Below are 19866 nucleotides of genomic sequence, written 5' to 3'. Positions count from 1 at the left end.
ATGTAACTGCTAACGTGTAATTCAGTTACTTAATAATGCGCTGTAAGCCTTGCAGCCACTGGTCGTAGATACCAGCGTACTGTTGTTGCAATGCGGCATCCGGCTCTATGGTAGCCAGACATTCCATGCCGCGGAATGCATCCTGTTCTGTGTAGAGTCCTGCCCCTATCCCGGCAGCCCTTGCCGCTCCCTGAGCGCCGTCTGTATTATACAGTTCGATCACCACATTGGCGGTGTTGGCAAATACTTCACGGAAAAGCGGACTAAGGAACATGTTCGCCTGTCCTGCCCTTACACGCTGGATATTCAGACCCATATCCGTCATGATATCCATACCATATTTCAGGGCAAAAACGATCCCTTCCTGTGCTGCGCGCAACAGGTGTTCGCGGCTATGTATATTGAAGTTGAGACCATTAAATACAGCTCCTGTTTCCTTATTGCTCAGGATACGTTCTGCACCATTACCAAAAGGATAGATCTGTAAACCGCGGGAACCGGCGGGCGCTTTGCCTGCCAGTATATTCATTTCATTGTAATCGAGGTTGCCGGTTGCCTGTCTTAACCAGCTGTTGAGAATACCTGTACCATTAAGGCACATCAGTACACCGTTACGTGGATCTTCTTTTGAGTCATTGACATGTACGAACGTATTCACACGGCTTTCTTCATCAAAAGCGATATGATCGTGTACTGCGTAGACTACTCCGGAAGTACCTGCGGTAGTAGCGGCTTCACCCGGCTTCAGTACATTCAGTGAGAATGCATTATTAGGCTGATCACCTGCGCGGTAAGTAACCGGTGTACCAGCAGCTATACCCAGCAGGGCTGCTGCCTGTGCGTTTACTTTTCCCTGCAGACCAAATGTTGGTACAATGGCAGACAACAGGCTTTCGTCAATATTATAATGCTTTAACAATACAGGAGAAACCTGACGACCGCTAAAGTCCCAGAAGATCCCTTCTGACAGACCAGAAACAGTAGTAGCCGCTTCACCGGTCAGCCGCATCGCGATAAAGTCGCCCGGCAGCATCACCTTGTGAATACGGTTGTAGATCTCCGGTTCATATTGTTGCACCCAGCGCAGCTTAGAAGCTGTAAAGTTACCGGGTGAATTCAGCAGGTATTGCAGGGACCAGTTATGGCCGAGACTATTAAAAGCCTCATTCCCTATTTCAACGGCGCGGCTGTCGCACCAGATAATAGAAGGACGCAGCACCTGCTGGTCTTTATCCACGCATACCAGACCATGCATCTGATAAGCGATTCCTATACCGGCAACAGCACTCCCGTCAAAGGGGTGCTGTTGCTGTAGTTTTTTTGTAGCATTCTGAACCTCCTGCCACCACATTTCCGGGTCCTGTTCTGCCCATCCGGCTACAGGTGCCAGCATAGGCATTTCCTGTGCGGGACTGATAGCTGTGGCGAGACATTTCCCTGTTTCCACATCCAGCAGCGCTGCTTTCACAGAGGAGGAACCGATATCGTATCCAATCGTATATCTCATAGCGCAATCTTCTTCGTTTCTTGATGGTTAATTTGTTTCAGCAGCGTACGATTACCAGAAGATAGTGTACAGTGCCGCAAGGATACCACAGATAAGCAATGCGATCACGGTGAATGCAGTAGAAGGTTTGAACATAGACGCATCTACTTCGAGGCCTTTTGACTCACCCTCAGTTACCAGCGTACCACCAACAACCACCTGTTTCTTAGCAGGAGCTGCCAGAGAAATAACGATCATACCCACTACACAAACTGCAAACACGATACCCATACGATCGAGGAACGGAATTTCGTAAACACCTGCCGCATTAGGTACTGCCATACCCAGATCATACAGGGAAGACAGATCCGTCCAGTTAGGCAGGAATTTCAGGAAGATAGACATTGCAAAACCACCGATCATCGCGAATAACGCGGCATTGGAAGTCGTCTTTTTCCAGAAGAACCCTAACAGGAACATGGCGAAGATACCCGGTGATACGAAGCCGGTGTACTCCTGAATGAACTGGAAACCACCTTTTTTATCGATACCGAGGAACGGAGAGATGATGATAGCGAGGATCATGGCAACAATTACCACAACACGACCTACATTCACGATCTCTTTTTCACCTGCTGATCTGTTGAAGATCTCTTTATAAATGTCGAGAGAGAAAATAGTAGAAATACTGTTTGCTTTACCTGCCAGAGAAGCTACCACCGCTGCTGTCAGCGCTGCGAAAGCCAGACCTTTCATACCGGCAGGCAGAAGGTTCATCAGCACAGGATAAGCGTTATCAGGGGTCAGTTCACCTGCTTTCATCATTTCAGAGGAGAACACACCTTCTTTATATAATACATAAGCTGCGATACCTGGCAATACCACGATCACCGGCATGAGCAGTTTCAGGAAACCTGCAAACAGCAGACCGCTGCGCGCTGTTTTCAGATCTGCACCCAATGCACGTTGTGTAATGTACTGGTTACAACCCCAATAGTTCAGGTTTACGATCCACATACCACCTACCAGTACTGTCAGACCGGGCAGATCGAGATAATGCGGATTGTCCTTTTTCAGAATCATATGGAAATGCTCTTCAGCATTTTTAGTCATCAGGGAGAAGCCTTTCAGTACACCGGTTTCACCGAAATGTTCTGATACAAGGCTCAATGCCAGATAGGTTGTCACCAGACCACCTAATATCAGGAAGAATACCTGAATAACGTCTGTATAACCAATTACCTTCATACCACCCAGTGTGATCACGATTGCAAATACTGCGATCAGCGTCATACACAAGTAGAAAGGAATACCGGAGATTGTATTTACTGCCAGCGCACCCAGATAAAGAATAGAAGTCAGGTTTACCACCACGTACAGCAACAGCCAGAAGACGGCCATGATCGTACTTACCGTTTTATTATACCTTGTCAGCAGGAACTGCGGCATGGTATAAATCTTATTCTTCAGATAGATCGGCAGGAAGAAAACCGCAACGATGATAAGTGTTGCAGCTGCCATCCACTCATAAGTGGAGATAGCCAGACCTATGTTAAAACCGGAACCGGCCATACCGATGAACTGCTCCGCAGAGATATTGGACGCAATCAGGGAAGCACCAATAGCCCACCAGGTAAGGGAACCCTCCGCCAGGAAGAAGTCTTTGGAATCTGTTGTTTCGCGTTTTTTCTTTTTGTAGATATAGAGACCGTAACCGGCAACAATCACGAAATACACTAAGAAAACAACATAATCGAGGAATTGTAAACTCTTTTGCATAAAAAAACGTGGTACGTGGTAATTAAATTAGGAATCAATATAGCAACATTTTTAATAAACGTAAAATTTACGTTTAAAATTTTTCACTACGTGTTGGGCATATTTGTTTGTTTTTCATTTTTATTCAGTCAGAAGAGAAGAAAGTTGTTCTCCTACAGCGGAACCTATTGCGACACCCATACCGCCCATCCGGACACCCGATACAATATTTCGGGTATAGAACCGTATCACGGGCTGGCGGGTCTTTCCAAAAGCCATGATACCTGTCCATCGGTCAGTGATCATAAAGGAATGCTTTGGTAAGATAATGTCATGGAGCCGGTTTTCCAATTGCTGTTGTATCTCCTGGTTAAGATCAAAGCTTGTTGTGGCTTCTTTTTCGAAATCGAGGTTCCGGCCACCGCCAAACAGCACCCTGCCATCCAGCTCCCGGAAATAAAAATATCCCTCGTCCATATGAAATACCCCCCTGAAGGGAAGGTCCGGAATCACGTTGGTCAGCAACACCTGTCCTCTGCCAGGTTGAAGGTCAATCTCCGGCATCAGTTCTTTGGCAAAGGCATTGGTACATACCGCCACTCTTCTGGCCATAAAACCGATCTCCTCTCCATTGCCCGCTGGTACGACTACGCGCACTCCTGTCTGCAGGTCTTCCAGCCGGCTGACGTTGCAACCTGTTTTGATTTCTACTCCTTTTGTAATGGCGAGGTCTATCAGACAGCGCATCATGCGCCCGGTATGGAGCTCTCCTTCGTAGTTATTACTGATAAGTGCTTTTACATACTGGCTGTTGAAGCCAAAGCCCTTTATCTTATTATTAACCAATGTAAACGCCTCGCCGCCCAGTAATGGTTGCAGCAGGGCGTTTACCCGGTCTATTTCTGTCAGTGTATGTTCTTCCTGTGCCCCGATCAGTTCATGGCTGCCGTTTTCCCGGTACTCCATATACTCATCCCCGATCCGCTTGCGCAACAGGTGTAGTCCGTTACGACGCATCTGTAAGAGGGCAGTGACTTCTTCGGCAGGCATGGTCCTGAGATCTGACAATAATTCTGTCAGACTCCCTATACAGGCAAAACCCGCATTTTTTGTACTGGCGCCGGTAGGCAATACATCCCTTTCCAGTACCAATACACGCGCCGCCGGTAGTTTCTCTTTCAGACTTACGGCCGTAGAAAGCCCCACTATACCACCGCCGGCAATGATGTAGTCGTATTGTAAAAGGCTTTGTTTCTCCCAGTAGCTTAACATGCTTTCTGATTTGGCCGTAACAGCCTGTTTTTCAAAACGTCGGAACCCGCGATGTATTGTATCTCCAAATGTACATTATTTTTAGATGTCAACCTGACATTAATCAAGCTCCAATCCTTTGTCCATTCTCGCTACACTGTTAATACTATTTTACCTCTTCCATGTCCGTTCTCTAAAGCCTGATGTGCTTTTACGATATCAGTCAACGGGAAAGTCTGATCGATCTCCACTCTCAGCCTGTTATTACTCAGTAAAGCAGCCAGCTGTTCCATTCTTTCTCCGGATGGTCTTACTGACATCCATTTCACTTCTACTCCTTTCTCTTTTGCTTTGGCAATCACCGCAGGATCATCTTTGTACATACTCGGCAAGGATACCAGTATGCCACCGCGATTGAGTATATCGAGGGAACGGAGTGCCGTTTCACCGCCCATACCGTCGATGACAACGTCCATACCCTCCAGCACTTCTTCAAATTTTTGTGTTTTATAATCGACCAGCTGATCGACGCCTAACTGTTCAAGGAAGGGATGATTGGCAGCAGAGGCAGTCGCTGCCACGAAACAGTGTTTCCATTTGGCCAGCTGTACAGCAATGTGACCTACGCCTCCTGCAGCGGCCTGAATCAGGATACGTTGTCCCCACGTGATACCGGCATGATCAAACAAGGCTTCCCATGCGGTCAGTCCGGCAAGTGGGGTACCTGCAGCTACCTCGAAGGATATATCTTTAGGTATAATGGCAAACTCATCTTCCTGTACTACAGCATACTCTGCATATGCATTACCGGGTTCAGGGAAATTACTCATACCGAATATGCGGTCGCCGGTAATAAACTTACTCACACCTTCACCCACACTTACTACTTCACCGGCTATATCCCAGCCTAAAATGGCCGGCAGTGTCTGAAACGACGCATATCCTTTTCCGGAACGGGTTTTAAAATCAACAGGGTTCAATCCGATGGCCTTTACTTTGACCAATACTTCCCCGGCTCCCGGCAGGGGTATCGCTACTTTCTCAATTCTGAAAGCAGTGGCCGGCCCAAACTCAGGCAATACAGCCGCCTGCATAAAATTACTCATACTTGCAGATTTTGTCTTCAAATTAGCGATAAAAACGGTAATTGTCACATATGCAAAAGGGGCATTATGTTTTATAACCAAAACATAACGCCCCTTCAGAAGCCGTTTATCACTAAGTAGTTAAACCAGATAGCCGAACAGATTGTCGTCCTTGTTCAATTCAGTGAAGTGAATATTATACTTACGGAAATTAGCCACGAGGATATCATAATCCTCTCTGTTTTTCAGTTCCACACCAATCAGTGCGGGGCCGGTTTCCTTGTTGTGTTTCTGAATAAATTCAAAACGTGTGATATCATCATCAGGTCCCAGCACATGGTTCACGAATTCTTTCAGTGCACCCGGACGCTGTACAAAGCGGATGATGAAGTAGTGTTTCAGACCTTCATATAACAGGGAGCGTTCCTTGATCTCCTGCATACGGTCGATGTCGTTGTTGCTGCCGCTGACAACACAAACTACCTTTTTGCCTTCAATTTCTTTCGCGTAATAATCAAGCGCCGCAATGGAAAGTGCCCCTGCAGGCTCCACTACGATAGCGTCTTCATTGTACAGCCTTAATATAGTTGAGCAAACCTTCCCTTCCGGTACCAGTTGCATTTTTGTCAGAACATCTTTGCAGATACTGAAATTGAGTGTACCTACTCTTTTTACGGCGGCACCATCCACAAAACGTTCAATCTCGCTCAGTGTAACCGGTTCGCCTGCCTCCAGTGCACGGCTCATAGACGGAGCGCCTTCCGGTTCCACGCCAATGATCTGTGTATGGGGACTGTATGTTTTAAAATAAGTACCGACACCTGCTGCGAGTCCGCCACCACCAATAGGCACGAACACATAATCGATCTTCGACTGGTCTTCCAGAATCTCTACAGCAACGGTACCTTGTCCTTCAATGATCTTTGGATCATCGAAAGGAGGAATGAAAGTCATATTGTGCGCTTTGGTAAAAGCCTGAGCTTCTGCCGCACAATCATCAAATGTATCGCCTACCAGTCTGATCTCAATGTTCTCGCCACCGAACATATTTACCTGATTGACTTTTTGTTTTGGCGTAATTATCGGCATGAAACACACGCCTTTAATATCCAGCTGACGGCATGCATAGGCAAAGCCCTGCGCATGGTTACCCGCGCTGGCACAGGTTACTCCTTTTGACAGCGTTTCTTTATCCAGACTGCTAATCAGGTTGTATGCCCCACGCAATTTATAAGATCTTACAATCTGCATGTCTTCTCTTTTGAGATAGACATCTGCATTGTACCTGCGGGAGAGCGTGGCGCTGTAAGTAAGCGGGGTACGGTTCACCACAGGTTTTAACTTCACCGCAGCATCGAGTATGTTGAGCGGATTCACGCTTGTTAGTACCTGGGACATTTGTAATTCAGAATTAAGCATCAGGAATTAAGAATTAAGCAACAGGAATCAAATTCCCAATTCCTTAATTCCTAATTCCTGATTGTATTGATTAGTTATTTGGGCGCAGTTTTCTTACCGCAGCACCAGCCTGCCACATTTCGCTTTCACGCAGTTCTCTCAGTTCTTCGTTCAGTTTATCACGATAGTCAGGAGTGCTGTTAGATGCGATAGAACGTGCAGCTTCTTTACCTGCAGCAACGCTTGCGTACAGTTCTTCGAATACTGGCTGGCTTGCGTCTTTGAATTTCTTCCACCAATCCAGCGCACCACGCTGAGCAGTAGTAGAACAGTTAGCATACATCCAGTCCATACCGTTTTCAGCAACCAGCGGCATCAGAGACTGAGTCAGTTCTTCTACTGTTTCGTTGAATGCTTCAGATGGAGAGTGACCATTCTTGCGCAGTACTTCGTACTGAGCAGCGAAGATACCCTGGATAGCACCCATCAGGGTACCACGCTCACCTGTTAAGTCAGAAGTAACTTCTTTTTTGAAATCTGTTTCGAACAGGTAACCTGAACCAACACCGATACCCAGTGCAATAACGCGATCACGGGCTTTACCGGTTGCATCCTGATAGATAGCAAAGCTGGAGTTCAGACCCTGACCAGCCAGGAACAGTCTGCGCAGGGAAGTACCGGAACCTTTAGGGGCTACCAGAATTACATCCACATCAGCAGGAGGAACGATATTAGTCTGGTCTTTATAAGTAATACCAAAACCATGGGAGAAATATAACGCTTTACCTTTAGTCAGGTGTGTTTTCAGTGTAGGCCACAGTGCGATCTGACCGGCATCACTCAACAGGAACTGGATAATTGTACCTTTCTGAGCAGCTTCTTCGATCTCGAACAGCGTCTGACCGGGAACCCAGCCGTCAGCAACAGCCTTATCCCAGGTTTTAGAATCTTTACGCTGACCGATGATAACGTTGAAACCGTTATCTTTCAGGTTCAGTGCCTGGCCGGGACCCTGTACGCCGTAACCGATGATAGCTATCACTTCATCTTTCAGCACTTCTCTAGCTTTTTCCATTGGGAATTCTTCTCTGGTTACTACGTCTTCCAGTACCCCTCCAAAATTGATGGTTGCCATGTTTTGATAGTGTTTGTTTTTTTTATAAATGTTGTAAACTAGATACTTTCTTCTTCTGCAGACACTTCTGTGTGTTCTTTATAGGTTGCCTGCTTCAGGTTGTCAGGACGCTGTGTTTCCAGCTCCTTCAGGTGATCGTGGAAACGACGGCTCCATTTGATAATGGCCACTCTTCCACTCTTTGAATATTCGATCAGACCATATGGTGCAAGCTTTGCCTGCAGATCAATCAACTCCTGCTGATGACCGGTCTTTTCGAGTACGAAGTAGTCTTCGGTGATGGTAAGGATACGTGCATTATTCTCACGGATCAGCAGTTCGATATTACCGTTCTGCAGCGCCTTTGTAGAGATCTTATACAGCGCCAGTTCCTGATATACCACTTCGTCTTCTTCATGCACAAATGCGCGGTGGATTTCGATCAGTCGCTCGATCTGACCAACGATCTTCACCAGCTTTTCTTTTTCAGAAAGCACTGTGATGATGAACTTGTATACGCCAGGAATCTCAGTTTCAGCCGTTGTAAGACTCGTGATATTTATTCCACGGCGGGTGAAAATAACGGTTATGCGACTGGTGATACCAATCCTGTCTTCTGTATATACCGTTATTGTATATTCTTTTTGCATAGTGTTCGTTGTTAATGATTGCTGAACCTTTCTTCCTGCTACTCGAGCCTGATATTTGCTATCGGCTGGCCGGAAGGCACCATTGGGAATACGTTGTCTTCTTTCTCCACAACTACTTCCAGCAGATAAGCGCCCTTGTGAGAGACCATCTCATCTACAGCGGCAGCGATATCTGCACGGTCAGTCACTTTTTTACCCGGAATGAAGAACCCTTTTGCAATCTGTACGAAGTCAGGGTTGGTCATTTCTGTAGAAGAGTAACGTTTGTCAAAGAACAGCTGTTGCCATTGACGCACCATACCAAGGAAGTTGTTATTCAGGATCACTATTTTCACACCTATTTCAGACTGATAGATAGTACCCAGTTCCTGCAATGTCATCTGGAAACAACCATCACCGATCACGGCCACCACTTCTTTTTCAGGTGCACCTACTTTCGCGCCCATTGCCGCCGGCAATGCAAAACCCATCGTACCCATACCACCGGAAGTGATGTTGGTATTCGGATCTTTAAAGCGATAATAACGGGAAGCAATCATCTGGTGCTGACCTACGTCGGTTACCAGTATCGCCTTACCTTCGGTTCTTTCAGAGATGAGGCGCACTACTTCCGCCATCTTCAAACCACCTTCAGTAGGATAAAGTTCTTTTTTAGATACTTTTTCTTCTTCCTGTTTGTCTGCCTCACGGAATGTCTGTATCCACTCGTCATGTTTTGCAGGTTTCACCAAAGCCAGTAAAGCTTCCAGTGCTGTTTTGGCATCTGCATGTACAGCTACATCCGCTTTGATGATCTTGTTGATTTCAGCTGCATCGATCTCTATGTGGATCACCTTCGCCTGTTTCACATATTGTGATACATCACCTGTGATACGGTCGTCGAAACGCATACCTACAGCGATCAACACATCACACTCATTGGTCATGATATTCGGCGCATAGTTACCATGCATACCGAGATAACCAACATAGTTCGGATGATCAACCGGTACGGCTGACAGACCCAGTAAGGTGGAAGCAATCGGGATACCTGCTTTTTCAGCCAGTCCGATCAGTTCTGTTTCAGCACCTGACAACAATACACCGTGACCACAGAAGATATATGGTTTCTTTGCATTATTGATCAGTTCTGCTGCCGCTTCTACTGCCTCAAGATCCAGTCTTGGTACGGGACGGTAGCTACGGATATAATCACATTTCTTGTATTCAAAGTCAAATTTCGCAACCTGTGCATTTCTGGTGATATCTACCAGTACCGGACCGGGACGGCCGCTACCCGCGATATAAAATGCTTTGGCGATAGCGCCTGGAATATCTTCCGGACGTGTTACCTGGATGTTCCATTTGGTGATCGGCATGGTGATACCAATCACGTCTGTTTCCTGAAAGGCATCTGTACCCAACAGATGTGCTGCTACCTGACCGGTAATACACACCATCGGTGTAGAGTCCATGTAAGCGTCAGCGAGACCTGTCACCAGGTTGGTAGCACCCGGACCGGAAGTAGCAAAGACCACCCCTGTTTTGCCGGATGACCGCGCATAGCCTTGTGCGGCATGCGTAGCACCTTGTTCGTGACGGACCAGTATATGATGAACTTCATTCTGGAAATCGTAAAGGGCATCATAAATGGGCATAATAGCGCCGCCAGGATAGCCGAAAATGGTTTCAACACCTTCTGCAATGAGCGAGCGGATCACTGCCTCAGAACCAGTCATATTAAGTGGAGCAGTCGTAGCTGTCCGCTTTTCAGCCGGCTCAGGCTTCATCGGTAACACATCCTTCTGTTGCATTTGAAACGAGTTTTGCATATTTATATAATACACCGTTAGTTACTTTCAACGCGGGTTTCACCCATTTCGCCCTGCGGGCAGCCAGTTCTTCTGCACTCAGTTCCACGTTGATTGTATTCTTTTCAGCGTCAATTTCAATTATGTCATTGTCCTGTACAAGGCCGATGGTACCACCTTCTACCGCTTCCGGTGTGATGTGTCCCACTACGAAGCCATGTGTACCACCAGAGAAACGTCCGTCTGTGATCAACGCTACGCTCTTACCGAGACCTACACCCATGATAGCAGATGTTGGTTTCAGCATTTCCGGCATACCAGGTGCGCCCTTAGGACCTACCTGTCTGATTACTACTACGTCGCCTGCTTTCACACGACCACTCTGAATACCTGCGATCAGCTCATATTCACCTTCAAACACACGTGCAGGACCACGGAAACTTAAACCTTCCTTACCGGTGATTTTTGCTACAGAACCCAGTTCTGCCAGATTACCATACAGCATCTGGATATGACCGGTCGCTTTGATTGGTTTTTCAACCGGTACAACGATATCCTGTCCTTCGAATTCCAGATCCGGTACACTTTCAAGGTTTTCTGCCAGAGTCTTGCCGGTTACTGTCAGACAGTGACCATGCAGATATCCTTTTTTCAGCAGATATTTCATTACTAATGGAACGCCACCAATGTTATGCAGATCTTCCATCAGGTATTTACCACTTGGTTTCAGGTCAGCGATCAGAGGTGTTTTATCACTGATACGCTGGAATTCCGGTAATCCGAATTTCACACCTATTGCTTTGGCGATTGCGATGAAGTGCAGTACAGCATTGGTACTACCACCCAGCGCCATCACAACGGTAGCAGCATTTTCAAATGCTTCAAGCGTCATGATATCAGAAGGTTTGATATCTTTCTCCAGCAGGATGTGGATATATTTACCAGCTGACAGACATTCTTCTTTTTTATCCTTGCTGAGTGCAGGGTTAGAAGAACTATAAGGAAGACTCATACCTAATGCTTCAATAGCTGAAGACATGGTATTTGCCGTATACATACCACCACAGGCGCCGGCACCCGGGCAGGAATGCTGTACAATGCCTTTGAAGTCTTCTTCGCTGAGCTGACCAGCCATTTTCTGGCCCAGCGCTTCAAATGCAGAGATAATGTTCAGGTCTTTTCCCTGATATTTACCAGGAGCTGTAGAACCACCATATACCATGATAGAAGGACGATTCAGACGTCCCATTGCGATCAGTGAACCGGGCATGTTCTTGTCACATCCGGGTACGGTGATCACACCATCATAATATTGAGCACCTACAACCGTTTCGATGGAATCAGCAATCAGATCACGGCTGACCAGAGAATAACGCATACCGGGAGTACCATTTGTCATACCATCGCTGACGCCAATAGTATGGAAAGTAAGTCCGACGAGATTATTAGCCCAGACCCCTTTCTTGACCTCCTGTGCGAGATCATTGAGGTGCATATTACACGGATTACCGTCATAGCCCATACTGGCAATGCCTACCTGCGCTTTCTTCAGGTCTTCTTCAGTTAAACCGAGTGCGTACAGCTGCGCCTGTGTGGCCGGCTGTGTTGGATCCTGCGTGAGCGTTTTGCTGTATTTGTTTAATTCCATCTGTTTATAAAAATTTCCGGGTTGCTATTTAAGTAGGTACAAAATAGCAGTGATAAAAGCCAAGTTCCAAACCAATTACTGACCGGTTAGCCGGTATTCAAATCTCTTCGTTTTGTGGCCAAATCCGCTGTGGTACTGGATAACGTACTTTCAAAAATCCAAATTCCAACTTGGTTAAAAAAGGCTGTAACGGGAAGAATGTGAGGCCTGAACGAAGTGTTTATAGAAGGCATCACGCTTTATACCATAGGTACAAAGCGTGATGCTTTGTTAGCTATCTGATTCAAATGGGATACGATACTATCGGTTTTATACAATAGTGTATCACTCTCAGGTTAATGTATATAGAGGAAATACAACCTGAATCAGCACGAGTTTTCATGAATATCTGTGTACTGATACCAGTGGCTTACGCGACTGGAACCGCAGCGCGATCGAATTCTTTCTCCAGTACTTTCGCTTTGTAAGCCTGCTGCAGCAGTTTACCCAGAGAAGTAGCCCATGGCTTGTTAAAGCTGTGGCCATCGAGTGAATCCCAACCTACTACTTCAGCAGCAGTACCGCAATAGAATACACAGTCAGCTGTTTTCAGTTCGTCAGTAGTGAAGAGTTTCTCTTCCAGCGGAATACCCAGTTCGTGACACAGTTCGATCACGGTAGCACGGGTAATACCTGGCAGGATGTTGCCCGGAGGAGGTGTGAAGATTTTACCGTCTTTTTCGAAGAACAGGTTAGCACCAGGACCTTCAGCTACGAAGCCGTTGATATCCAGCAGCAGCGCCTCGTCGTAACCTTGTTCCTTTGCTTCCTGTGAAGCCAGGATGGAGTTTACATACAGACCAGCTGTTTTGGACTCGATCTTGAATGCTTTTGGATTCGGGCGCTGGTAAGATGAAGTCATCACACGCAGCAGTTTTTCGCCCAGGTATGCACCCCATTCCCATGCACAGATCAGTACATGTGTTTCGGAGGCAGCCTTCAGTGTCATGTTCGGAGGGCAGAAAGCGAGCGGACGGATGTACGCCTCTTCCATATTATTCATTTCCAGCACTTTGTAACAGGCCTTTACCAGTTCATCATTATCAAATGGATACGGCATGTGTATTAATTCGCAGGAACGTTTAAATCTGTCGAAGTGTTCTTTTGCTTTGAAAATCTTCACAGTTCCATCAGCTGTTTTGTAAGCACGGATGCCTTCAAACACAGCATACCCATAGTGTAATGACTGACCATACAGATCTGTAGTGGCCGCGGTAGCTTTCTTATACTCCCCGTTAATGTAAAGAATGGTGTTCTCGTTGTAATAGCTATACATAATTCAGATATTAGAATTCGATTTTGGATTGCTTTTCTAATTACAGGCACAAAAAAACGCCTTCCTCTGATGGAGGAAGGCGTCTTGTTTATCATTAGTGATTGTACACGTTAACCTATCCTCCATACTGGTGGCTAATAATGACAACGACAATCACGACTAGTGTAATAGCCCAGTTGAGCTGAGCTACTATGTGATTAATCTTATTGTTATCTTTATTTACCCACATGGAGGTATGCTTTTTTTTTGCTTCTACAAATGTATTGGTCATAAAACTAAAAAACAATACAATCCAAAGATTTAGTTATTTCGCAAACAAAACTTCACTTTTTGAAGTTTTTGAAATAAAACACCGATTCTTTAGCTGAATTCCATACAAATAGCAAAATTATTACAATTCTTCAGCTTCTATTTCCAGAGGTTGTCCGGATATTCCCCACTTTTTACCAGAGCAGAGAGGCTTTCCTGTACACCGGGAGCATCTTCTTTATAAGTAACACCAAACCACTGCGCACCTGTAGGGATGACATTTACAACACCTACTTTGTTCTTAATAAAGTGATCTACCACGATAGGAATGAAGAATTCAGACTTAGGTTTGTCTCCATTCTGCTGCAGGAAGTCCTTGAACAGGTCCTGACTCATTTTAAATACAGAAGGATGGAAACCCCAGAAGTTCATAGAAACCGGAGTATCAGGCGCCAGTTCGTGTTTGCTACCATCAGCATCTTCATACACGATCTGCTCTCCATCTTTATATACCTTGGTTCTTTCGTTGATAGCAGCCAGATTGCTTTCACTGTCAGCTGCACACACGCCGCGGGAAACGGAACCATGTTCACTGATCGTTTTGCTCAGCTGATAACCAATTACGCTGTATACATCCGGTTTAGCATCATTTTTCAGAAAAGCTGCTGCTTTCTCAAATGAGTCACGACCATAAAAATCATCTGCATTGATCACTGCGAAAGGCTCGTTGATAGCATCTTTTGCACACAATACGGCATGCGCTGTACCCCATGGCTTGGTACGGTCAGCCGGCATCGGATAGCCATCTGTGAATGCATCCATCTCCTGATATACATAATCAGTAGCCACACGGCCCTTCAGTTTAGGTTCAAATATTTCCTTAAATTCTTTTTCAAAATCCTTGCGGATAATGAACACTATCTTGCCGAAACCAGCACGGATAGCATCGTAAATGGAGTAATCAACAATTGTTTCACCGCTGGGGCCAAACTGCTGGATCTGTTTTAAGCTACCGTATCGGCTAGCCATACCGGCAGCAAGGATCAATAAAGTTGGTTGCATTTATAGATTGTTTTTTGTGTTTTCATGTATTGGATGAACATTTTCCTGGCGATAAATTTAATCATTAAAACTATTTTCACAGCTTCTTTTTGTTACCAAACTGTTACGCCTATGGGCCATCATTCAACAAATCCCGTACCAACCGGGGCAATTTTATAGAATAAAAAAATATTACATTTTAAACACATGTGAATATAGAATGAGACGTTTACTGTTATCGGTAGTCCTGATACTACCACTACTAAGAATTGCCAACGCACAACAACACACACAAGCTGATTCCATCCGTGAAAAAATGCAATGGTTTGCCGATGCTAAACTCGGCATCTTCATTCACTGGGGTATCTATTCCGTCAACGGAGTAGACGAATCCTGGTCCTTCCATAACAGGAAGATCGCCTATACTGACTATATGCAGCAGTTAAAAGGCTTTACCACAAAGAATTATCATCCGGAAGAATGGGCTGCATTAATCAAAGAATCCGGTGCACGTTATGCTGTAATGACCACCAAACACCATGACGGTATTGCCCTATGGGATAGTAAACTGAGCAAACTGGATATGGCCAACAGCACGCCTGCCAAACGTGACGTACTCACTCCTTTCTATACTGCCTTACGTAAACAGGGCATCAAAGCTGGTGCTTACTTCTCACTGATAGACTGGAGTTATCCGGATTATCCACAGTTTCTGAAAGACAGCAGCCGCTATGACGCAAAGAAAGATCCAGCCCGCTGGCAACGCTTCCTGAACTTCTATGAAGGTCAGCTCAAAGAAGTAATGCAGCAGTATAATCCTGACCTCTGGTGGTTTGATGGTGACTGGGAACATAGCGCTGAAGAATGGGAAGCTGTGAAAATCAGAAAGATGCTGACCAGCCATAACCCCAATACCATTATCAACGGACGCCTGCAGGGATATGGTGATTATGATACGCCTGAACAGAACTTCCCGGTATCCAGACCACATTACAACTGGTGGGAACTCTGTATGACCATTAACAATAACTGGGGCTATCACCCGGATGACACCAATTTCAAAACGCCTTATGAAGTCATCACCATCTTTGCAGATGCAGTCAGCAATGGCGGTAATATGCTGCTGGATATCGGCCCTGCCGAAGATGGCACCATTCCTGCTGAAGAAGTGCATGTGCTGAAAGAGCTGGGAGCATGGAATAAAAAACATGCACCGGCCATTTTTAATACGGTAGCAGGAATTCCGGCAGGACATTTTTACGGTCCTACCACTTTATCAAAAGATTCCACTACCTTATACCTCTTCCTGGCTGGTAATGTAAGCGGTCAGGTAATGGTGAAAGGCCTGGTGAACAATATTAAAAAGATCAGTGTCTTAGGCAATGCGCAACAGCTGACGCATAAAGTGGTAGGAAAGATCTCCTGGAGCGCCGTACCCGGACTGGTTTATATTGACGTCCCTGCTAACGTACAGGATAAATACATGACTGTACTGGCGCTGGAATTGGACGGCAAAGTAAAGCTGTATCGCGGTAAAGGCGGATTCCTGACAAACGAATAAAACAATATCTGCAGTCCGCCCAACGGTGGACTGCAGATTCCATATAGTAAATGAGGAGGTGGACAATGACTTGGAACGGCCAGTAAATAACCATACCAACATGACGCATATGAAAACATTATTCCTGTCGATGCTCGCAATTTGCTGTTACCTGTCAGGTACCGCACAGTTGAAAACCGGCGACATCACTATTATCCCTGAGCCACTACTGCTCAATCCTATGCCCGGCAGCTTTGTTGTAAACGATCAGGCAACCATTCAATACAGTGGCAAAGGCGCTGAAAAAACAGCTGCATTCCTGAATGATTACCTGCAACGTAATTACAACTTCAGGCTTCCTGCCAATCCTGCATCAGCATCCGGACAAGCATCCAACTCCATCATCAAAATTGTGGAAACACGCAACGGCAAAGCAGAAGGATATATACTCGAAGTAAATACCGGCAGAGTATATCTGCAAGGCGACGCAGCCGGTCTGTTTTATGGTCTGCAAACACTGATACAACTGTTTCCTGTTAATAAGAATATTAAACCTGCGACTGACACTGTCAGACAAACTCCTTATAATGGCAGCCTGCATCTGCCCGGTGTAAAAATTCAGGACTATCCACGCTTTGCCTACCGTGGCATGATGCTCGATGTAAGCCGCCACTTCTTCCCTCCCGCCGCCATCAAACAGTTTATTGATATGATGGTACTTTATAAATTCAATCGCTTCCACTGGCACCTTACCGACGATCAGGGATGGCGCATTGAAATCAAAAAATATCCGCGTCTGCAAGAAATTGCTTCTACCAGAAAAGAAACCATCGTTGGGCATCACCGTCGTAGTACAACCTATGATGGTACACCTTATGGCGGTTACTATACACAGGATGAAGTACGCGATATTGTTAAATATGCAGCAGAAAGAAATATTACGATCATCCCTGAAATAGAGATGCCGGGCCACTCACAGGCTGTATTGACTGCCTATCCATCTTTTGGTAATACCAAAGGTCCTTATGAAGTACGTACTACCTGGGGTATTTCCAAAGATGTACTGAATCCTGTTAATGATTCTGTATTTACCTTCCTGCAGGATGTATTGACAGAAGTCATAGACCTCTTCCCCAGCCAGTTTATCCACATTGGTGGAGATGAATGCCTGAAAGACAGATGGAAAGAATCCGCAGAAGTACAGCGTATGATACGCAGACTCGGACTGAAAGATGAACATGCTTTGCAGAGTTATTTCATTCAGCGGATGGAGAAATTTGTCAATAGCAAAGGACGTTCTATTATCGGATGGGATGAAATACTGGAAGGCGGACTGGCAGCCAATGCGACCGTTATGAGCTGGCGTGGGGAAGAAGGTGGTATTGCTGCCGCAAAACAGCAACACAATGTCATCATGACGCCTAATACTTATCTGTATTTTGATTATACACAGGGACAGCCCGCTACAGAACCACTGAATGCAGCTGCTTACCTGCCATTGAAGACTGTATATAATTATGAGCCATTACCACCATCGCTAACGCCAACGGAACAACGTTATATCAAAGGTGTACAGGGAAATATATGGACGGAGTTCATTCCGGATCAGCAGATGCTGGATTACATGATATGGCCGCGTGCACTGGCCCTGTCTGAAATAGCATGGGCACAACCCGGCAAAAAGAATTATAACCGCTTCCTGCGTAAGCTGCCACTGGAGCTTTCCCGCATGAGTTATGCAGGTATTAATTTCCGTATACCTGAACCTATCGGATTAGAAAGTAAAGTGGTGACGACGCCATCGGTAAGTGTCACACTAAAGACCCCGGTGAAAGGTGGTATGATCTATTATACAACTGATGGTACGCAACCCGGATTGCGCAGCAAACCTTATACACAGCCTGTTACGATCAACGTTCCGGAAAATGGTACGGCTCAGTTAAATTGTATTGTGGTATTGCCTGGAGGACGGGTGAGCCCATTATATAGCGCTTCCTATGTACGGAAAGCTTTCCTCCCGCCTGTAGTGACTAAACAAGGCGCAAAGGGCCTGCGTTTTTCTTTGGTAAAAACAGTACCTGCCAGTGCAAAGCAATTGCCTGAAAAAGGTGATAGCAGCGGTATATTGCCAGCAGTGGATATCCGTCCGCTGCCTGTAAAAGAATACGGTGTTACATTCACCGGACTGGTTAAGATTCCCGCGGATGATCTCTATGAATTCCATCTGAACAGTGACGATGGCGCCGTTTTTTACATAGATGATCAGGTAGTAGTTGATAATGATGGTCAGCATGATCTGCAGGACCGTAGTGGCTTTTTACCTTTACGAAAAGGCCTGCACCGCATTAAGGTACAATACTTCAATACCGGTACCGGCGCATGGCTGGATGCAGGTATATACAGAAACACAGAGAAACTGAATCCGGCGGATGTGTTTTTCACCGGACAGTAAACAGTTGTTCATATCATTTTGTAGTGGGTGTGTCTTATGACACACCCTTTTTATATATACAACCCAATGTCGTTACTTTGCGCGTCATGCAATTTGATTACGACAATATACAACTGCAGTTCATTACCCCTTCATGGTTGCCCTCCGGTATCCGTGCCGCTGTGTTAAGGCTGGATCTGCTTCATCCGGAAGTATCGGGCAACAAATGGTTCAAGCTCAGATATAATCTTGACGCTGCGATCAAAGCGGGTAAAAACCATATTGTCACCTTCGGCGGTGCCTATTCCAATCATATTGCCGCTACGGCAGCTGCCTGTCAGCTGGCAGGCATTACCTGTACCGGTATTATCCGGGGAGAAAGACCGCCGGTGCTAAGCCATACCCTACAGGAAGCAGCCGCCCGCAATATGGAACTGGTATTCATCAGCCGGGAGGCCTATCGTCAGAAGGAGGATACAGACTGGACTGCGCTTTATCCGGATGCATTCATCATACCCGAAGGCGGCCATAATGCGCTGGGTGCAAAAGGCTGTGAAGAGATCCTGCCGCTGGCCATCAGGCGGATGGAGGCCGTTGATAAAAGTGTTATTTCTCCTGTATCAGCTACAGGATACTTCAGCCATATCGCCTGTGCTGTTGGTACCGGTACCACACTGGCCGGTATTATCAATAGCGCAACACCACAACAGACGGTCTTTGGTTATGTGGTATTAAAAGGCGCCTCCTACCTGTCAGATGAAATCCGGTCCCTGCTATATCCCATACCTCATCCTCACTGGGAATTGCTCCATGAACATCATGGCGGAGGTTATGCGAAAGTACCCGCTACATTAAAAGCCTTCATGGCTGAGTTTCATAGTGAAACCGGTATTGAGGTGGACTTGATCTATACTTCCAAGCTACTGATGGGGTTCAGACAGGATATACAGGAAGGCAGGTATCCGGATGGTAGTAATGTGTTACTTATCCACACCGGCGGATTGCAGGGAAACGCCATATAGCAGATTTGTTTATATTTACGGTAGTAACTATTTCCAGCCACAGGATAGCCTTGCTATCTTTGTTTGGATTTTTTTAACGGTATTTGAT

14 protein-coding genes are annotated in these 19866 nt (G+C 45.9%); 3 read left to right on the top strand and 11 right to left on the bottom strand.

The features are described from left to right. Positions 1–25: 25 nt before the first annotated feature. The 11 genes from FEF09_RS08370 to FEF09_RS08320 form a co-directional block, all read right to left on the bottom strand. Positions 26–1507, bottom strand: coding sequence for a xylulokinase (locus FEF09_RS08370; protein WP_146304684.1), 1482 nt, complete (start codon positions 1505–1507; stop codon positions 26–28). Between the two features lie 51 nt (positions 1508–1558). Then, on the bottom strand, positions 1559–3265 hold the full coding sequence (locus FEF09_RS08365) for a sodium/sugar symporter (RefSeq protein WP_146304683.1): 1707 nt from the start codon (positions 3263–3265) through the stop codon (positions 1559–1561). A gap of 120 nt (positions 3266–3385) precedes the next feature. Further along, entirely contained in the window at positions 3386–4516 is a 1131-nt protein-coding gene (locus FEF09_RS08360) for an NAD(P)/FAD-dependent oxidoreductase (protein ID WP_146304682.1), read from the bottom strand. A 131-nt stretch (positions 4517–4647) separates the two neighbouring features. Further along, positions 4648–5601 (bottom strand): NADP-dependent oxidoreductase, encoded by a 954-nt coding sequence (locus FEF09_RS08355; protein WP_146304681.1) that lies wholly within the window; start codon positions 5599–5601, stop codon positions 4648–4650. A 120-nt stretch (positions 5602–5721) separates the two neighbouring features. Continuing rightward, positions 5722–6978, bottom strand: coding sequence for a threonine ammonia-lyase (gene ilvA, locus FEF09_RS08350; RefSeq protein WP_146304680.1), 1257 nt, complete (start codon positions 6976–6978; stop codon positions 5722–5724). 91 nt (positions 6979–7069) lie between these two features. Continuing rightward, complete coding sequence (gene ilvC, locus FEF09_RS08345; protein WP_146304679.1) at positions 7070–8113, bottom strand: ketol-acid reductoisomerase; 1044 nt, start codon at positions 8111–8113, stop codon at positions 7070–7072. Positions 8114–8151: 38 nt separating this feature from the next. After that, complete coding sequence (ilvN, locus tag FEF09_RS08340; protein WP_089808875.1) at positions 8152–8742, bottom strand: acetolactate synthase small subunit; 591 nt, start codon at positions 8740–8742, stop codon at positions 8152–8154. 38 nt (positions 8743–8780) lie between these two features. Continuing rightward, positions 8781–10535, bottom strand: coding sequence for a biosynthetic-type acetolactate synthase large subunit (ilvB, locus tag FEF09_RS08335; protein WP_315898152.1), 1755 nt, complete (start codon positions 10533–10535; stop codon positions 8781–8783). Then, positions 10501–12180: a dihydroxy-acid dehydratase gene (ilvD, locus tag FEF09_RS08330; RefSeq protein WP_146304678.1), complete on the bottom strand. Its 1680-nt coding sequence runs from the start codon at positions 12178–12180 to the stop codon at positions 10501–10503. Before ilvD ends, ilvB begins: the two co-directional genes overlap by 35 nt. Positions 12181–12589: 409 nt before the next feature. Next, positions 12590–13495 carry a branched-chain amino acid transaminase gene (locus FEF09_RS08325; protein WP_146304677.1) on the bottom strand — a complete coding sequence of 302 codons (906 nt, stop codon included), beginning with the start codon at positions 13493–13495 and terminating at the stop codon, positions 12590–12592. A gap of 408 nt (positions 13496–13903) precedes the next feature. Further along, positions 13904–14806: a sugar phosphate nucleotidyltransferase gene (locus tag FEF09_RS08320; protein WP_146304676.1), complete on the bottom strand. Its 903-nt coding sequence runs from the start codon at positions 14804–14806 to the stop codon at positions 13904–13906. Positions 14807–15005: 199 nt separating this feature from the next. Between FEF09_RS08320 and FEF09_RS08315 the strand changes: the two genes are divergently transcribed. The 3 genes from FEF09_RS08315 to FEF09_RS08305 all read left to right on the top strand — a co-directional run bounded on the left by FEF09_RS08315 (position 15006) and on the right by FEF09_RS08305 (position 19778). Then, positions 15006–16346: an alpha-L-fucosidase gene (locus FEF09_RS08315; protein WP_146304675.1), complete on the top strand. Its 1341-nt coding sequence runs from the start codon at positions 15006–15008 to the stop codon at positions 16344–16346. Between the two features lie 109 nt (positions 16347–16455). Then, complete coding sequence (locus FEF09_RS08310; RefSeq protein WP_186774244.1) at positions 16456–18777, top strand: family 20 glycosylhydrolase; 2322 nt, start codon at positions 16456–16458, stop codon at positions 18775–18777. Positions 18778–18863: 86 nt separating this feature from the next. Then, positions 18864–19778: a 1-aminocyclopropane-1-carboxylate deaminase/D-cysteine desulfhydrase gene (locus FEF09_RS08305; protein ID WP_146304673.1), complete on the top strand. Its 915-nt coding sequence runs from the start codon at positions 18864–18866 to the stop codon at positions 19776–19778. Positions 19779–19866 lie beyond the last annotated feature (88 nt).

The sequence above is a fragment of the Chitinophaga pinensis genome, assembly GCF_007896845.1.
Lineage (GTDB): Bacteria > Bacteroidota > Bacteroidia > Chitinophagales > Chitinophagaceae > Chitinophaga > Chitinophaga pinensis_C.
Note: the sequence above shows the minus strand (reverse complement) of the source record. Positions and strands in the feature narration are given on the sequence as shown.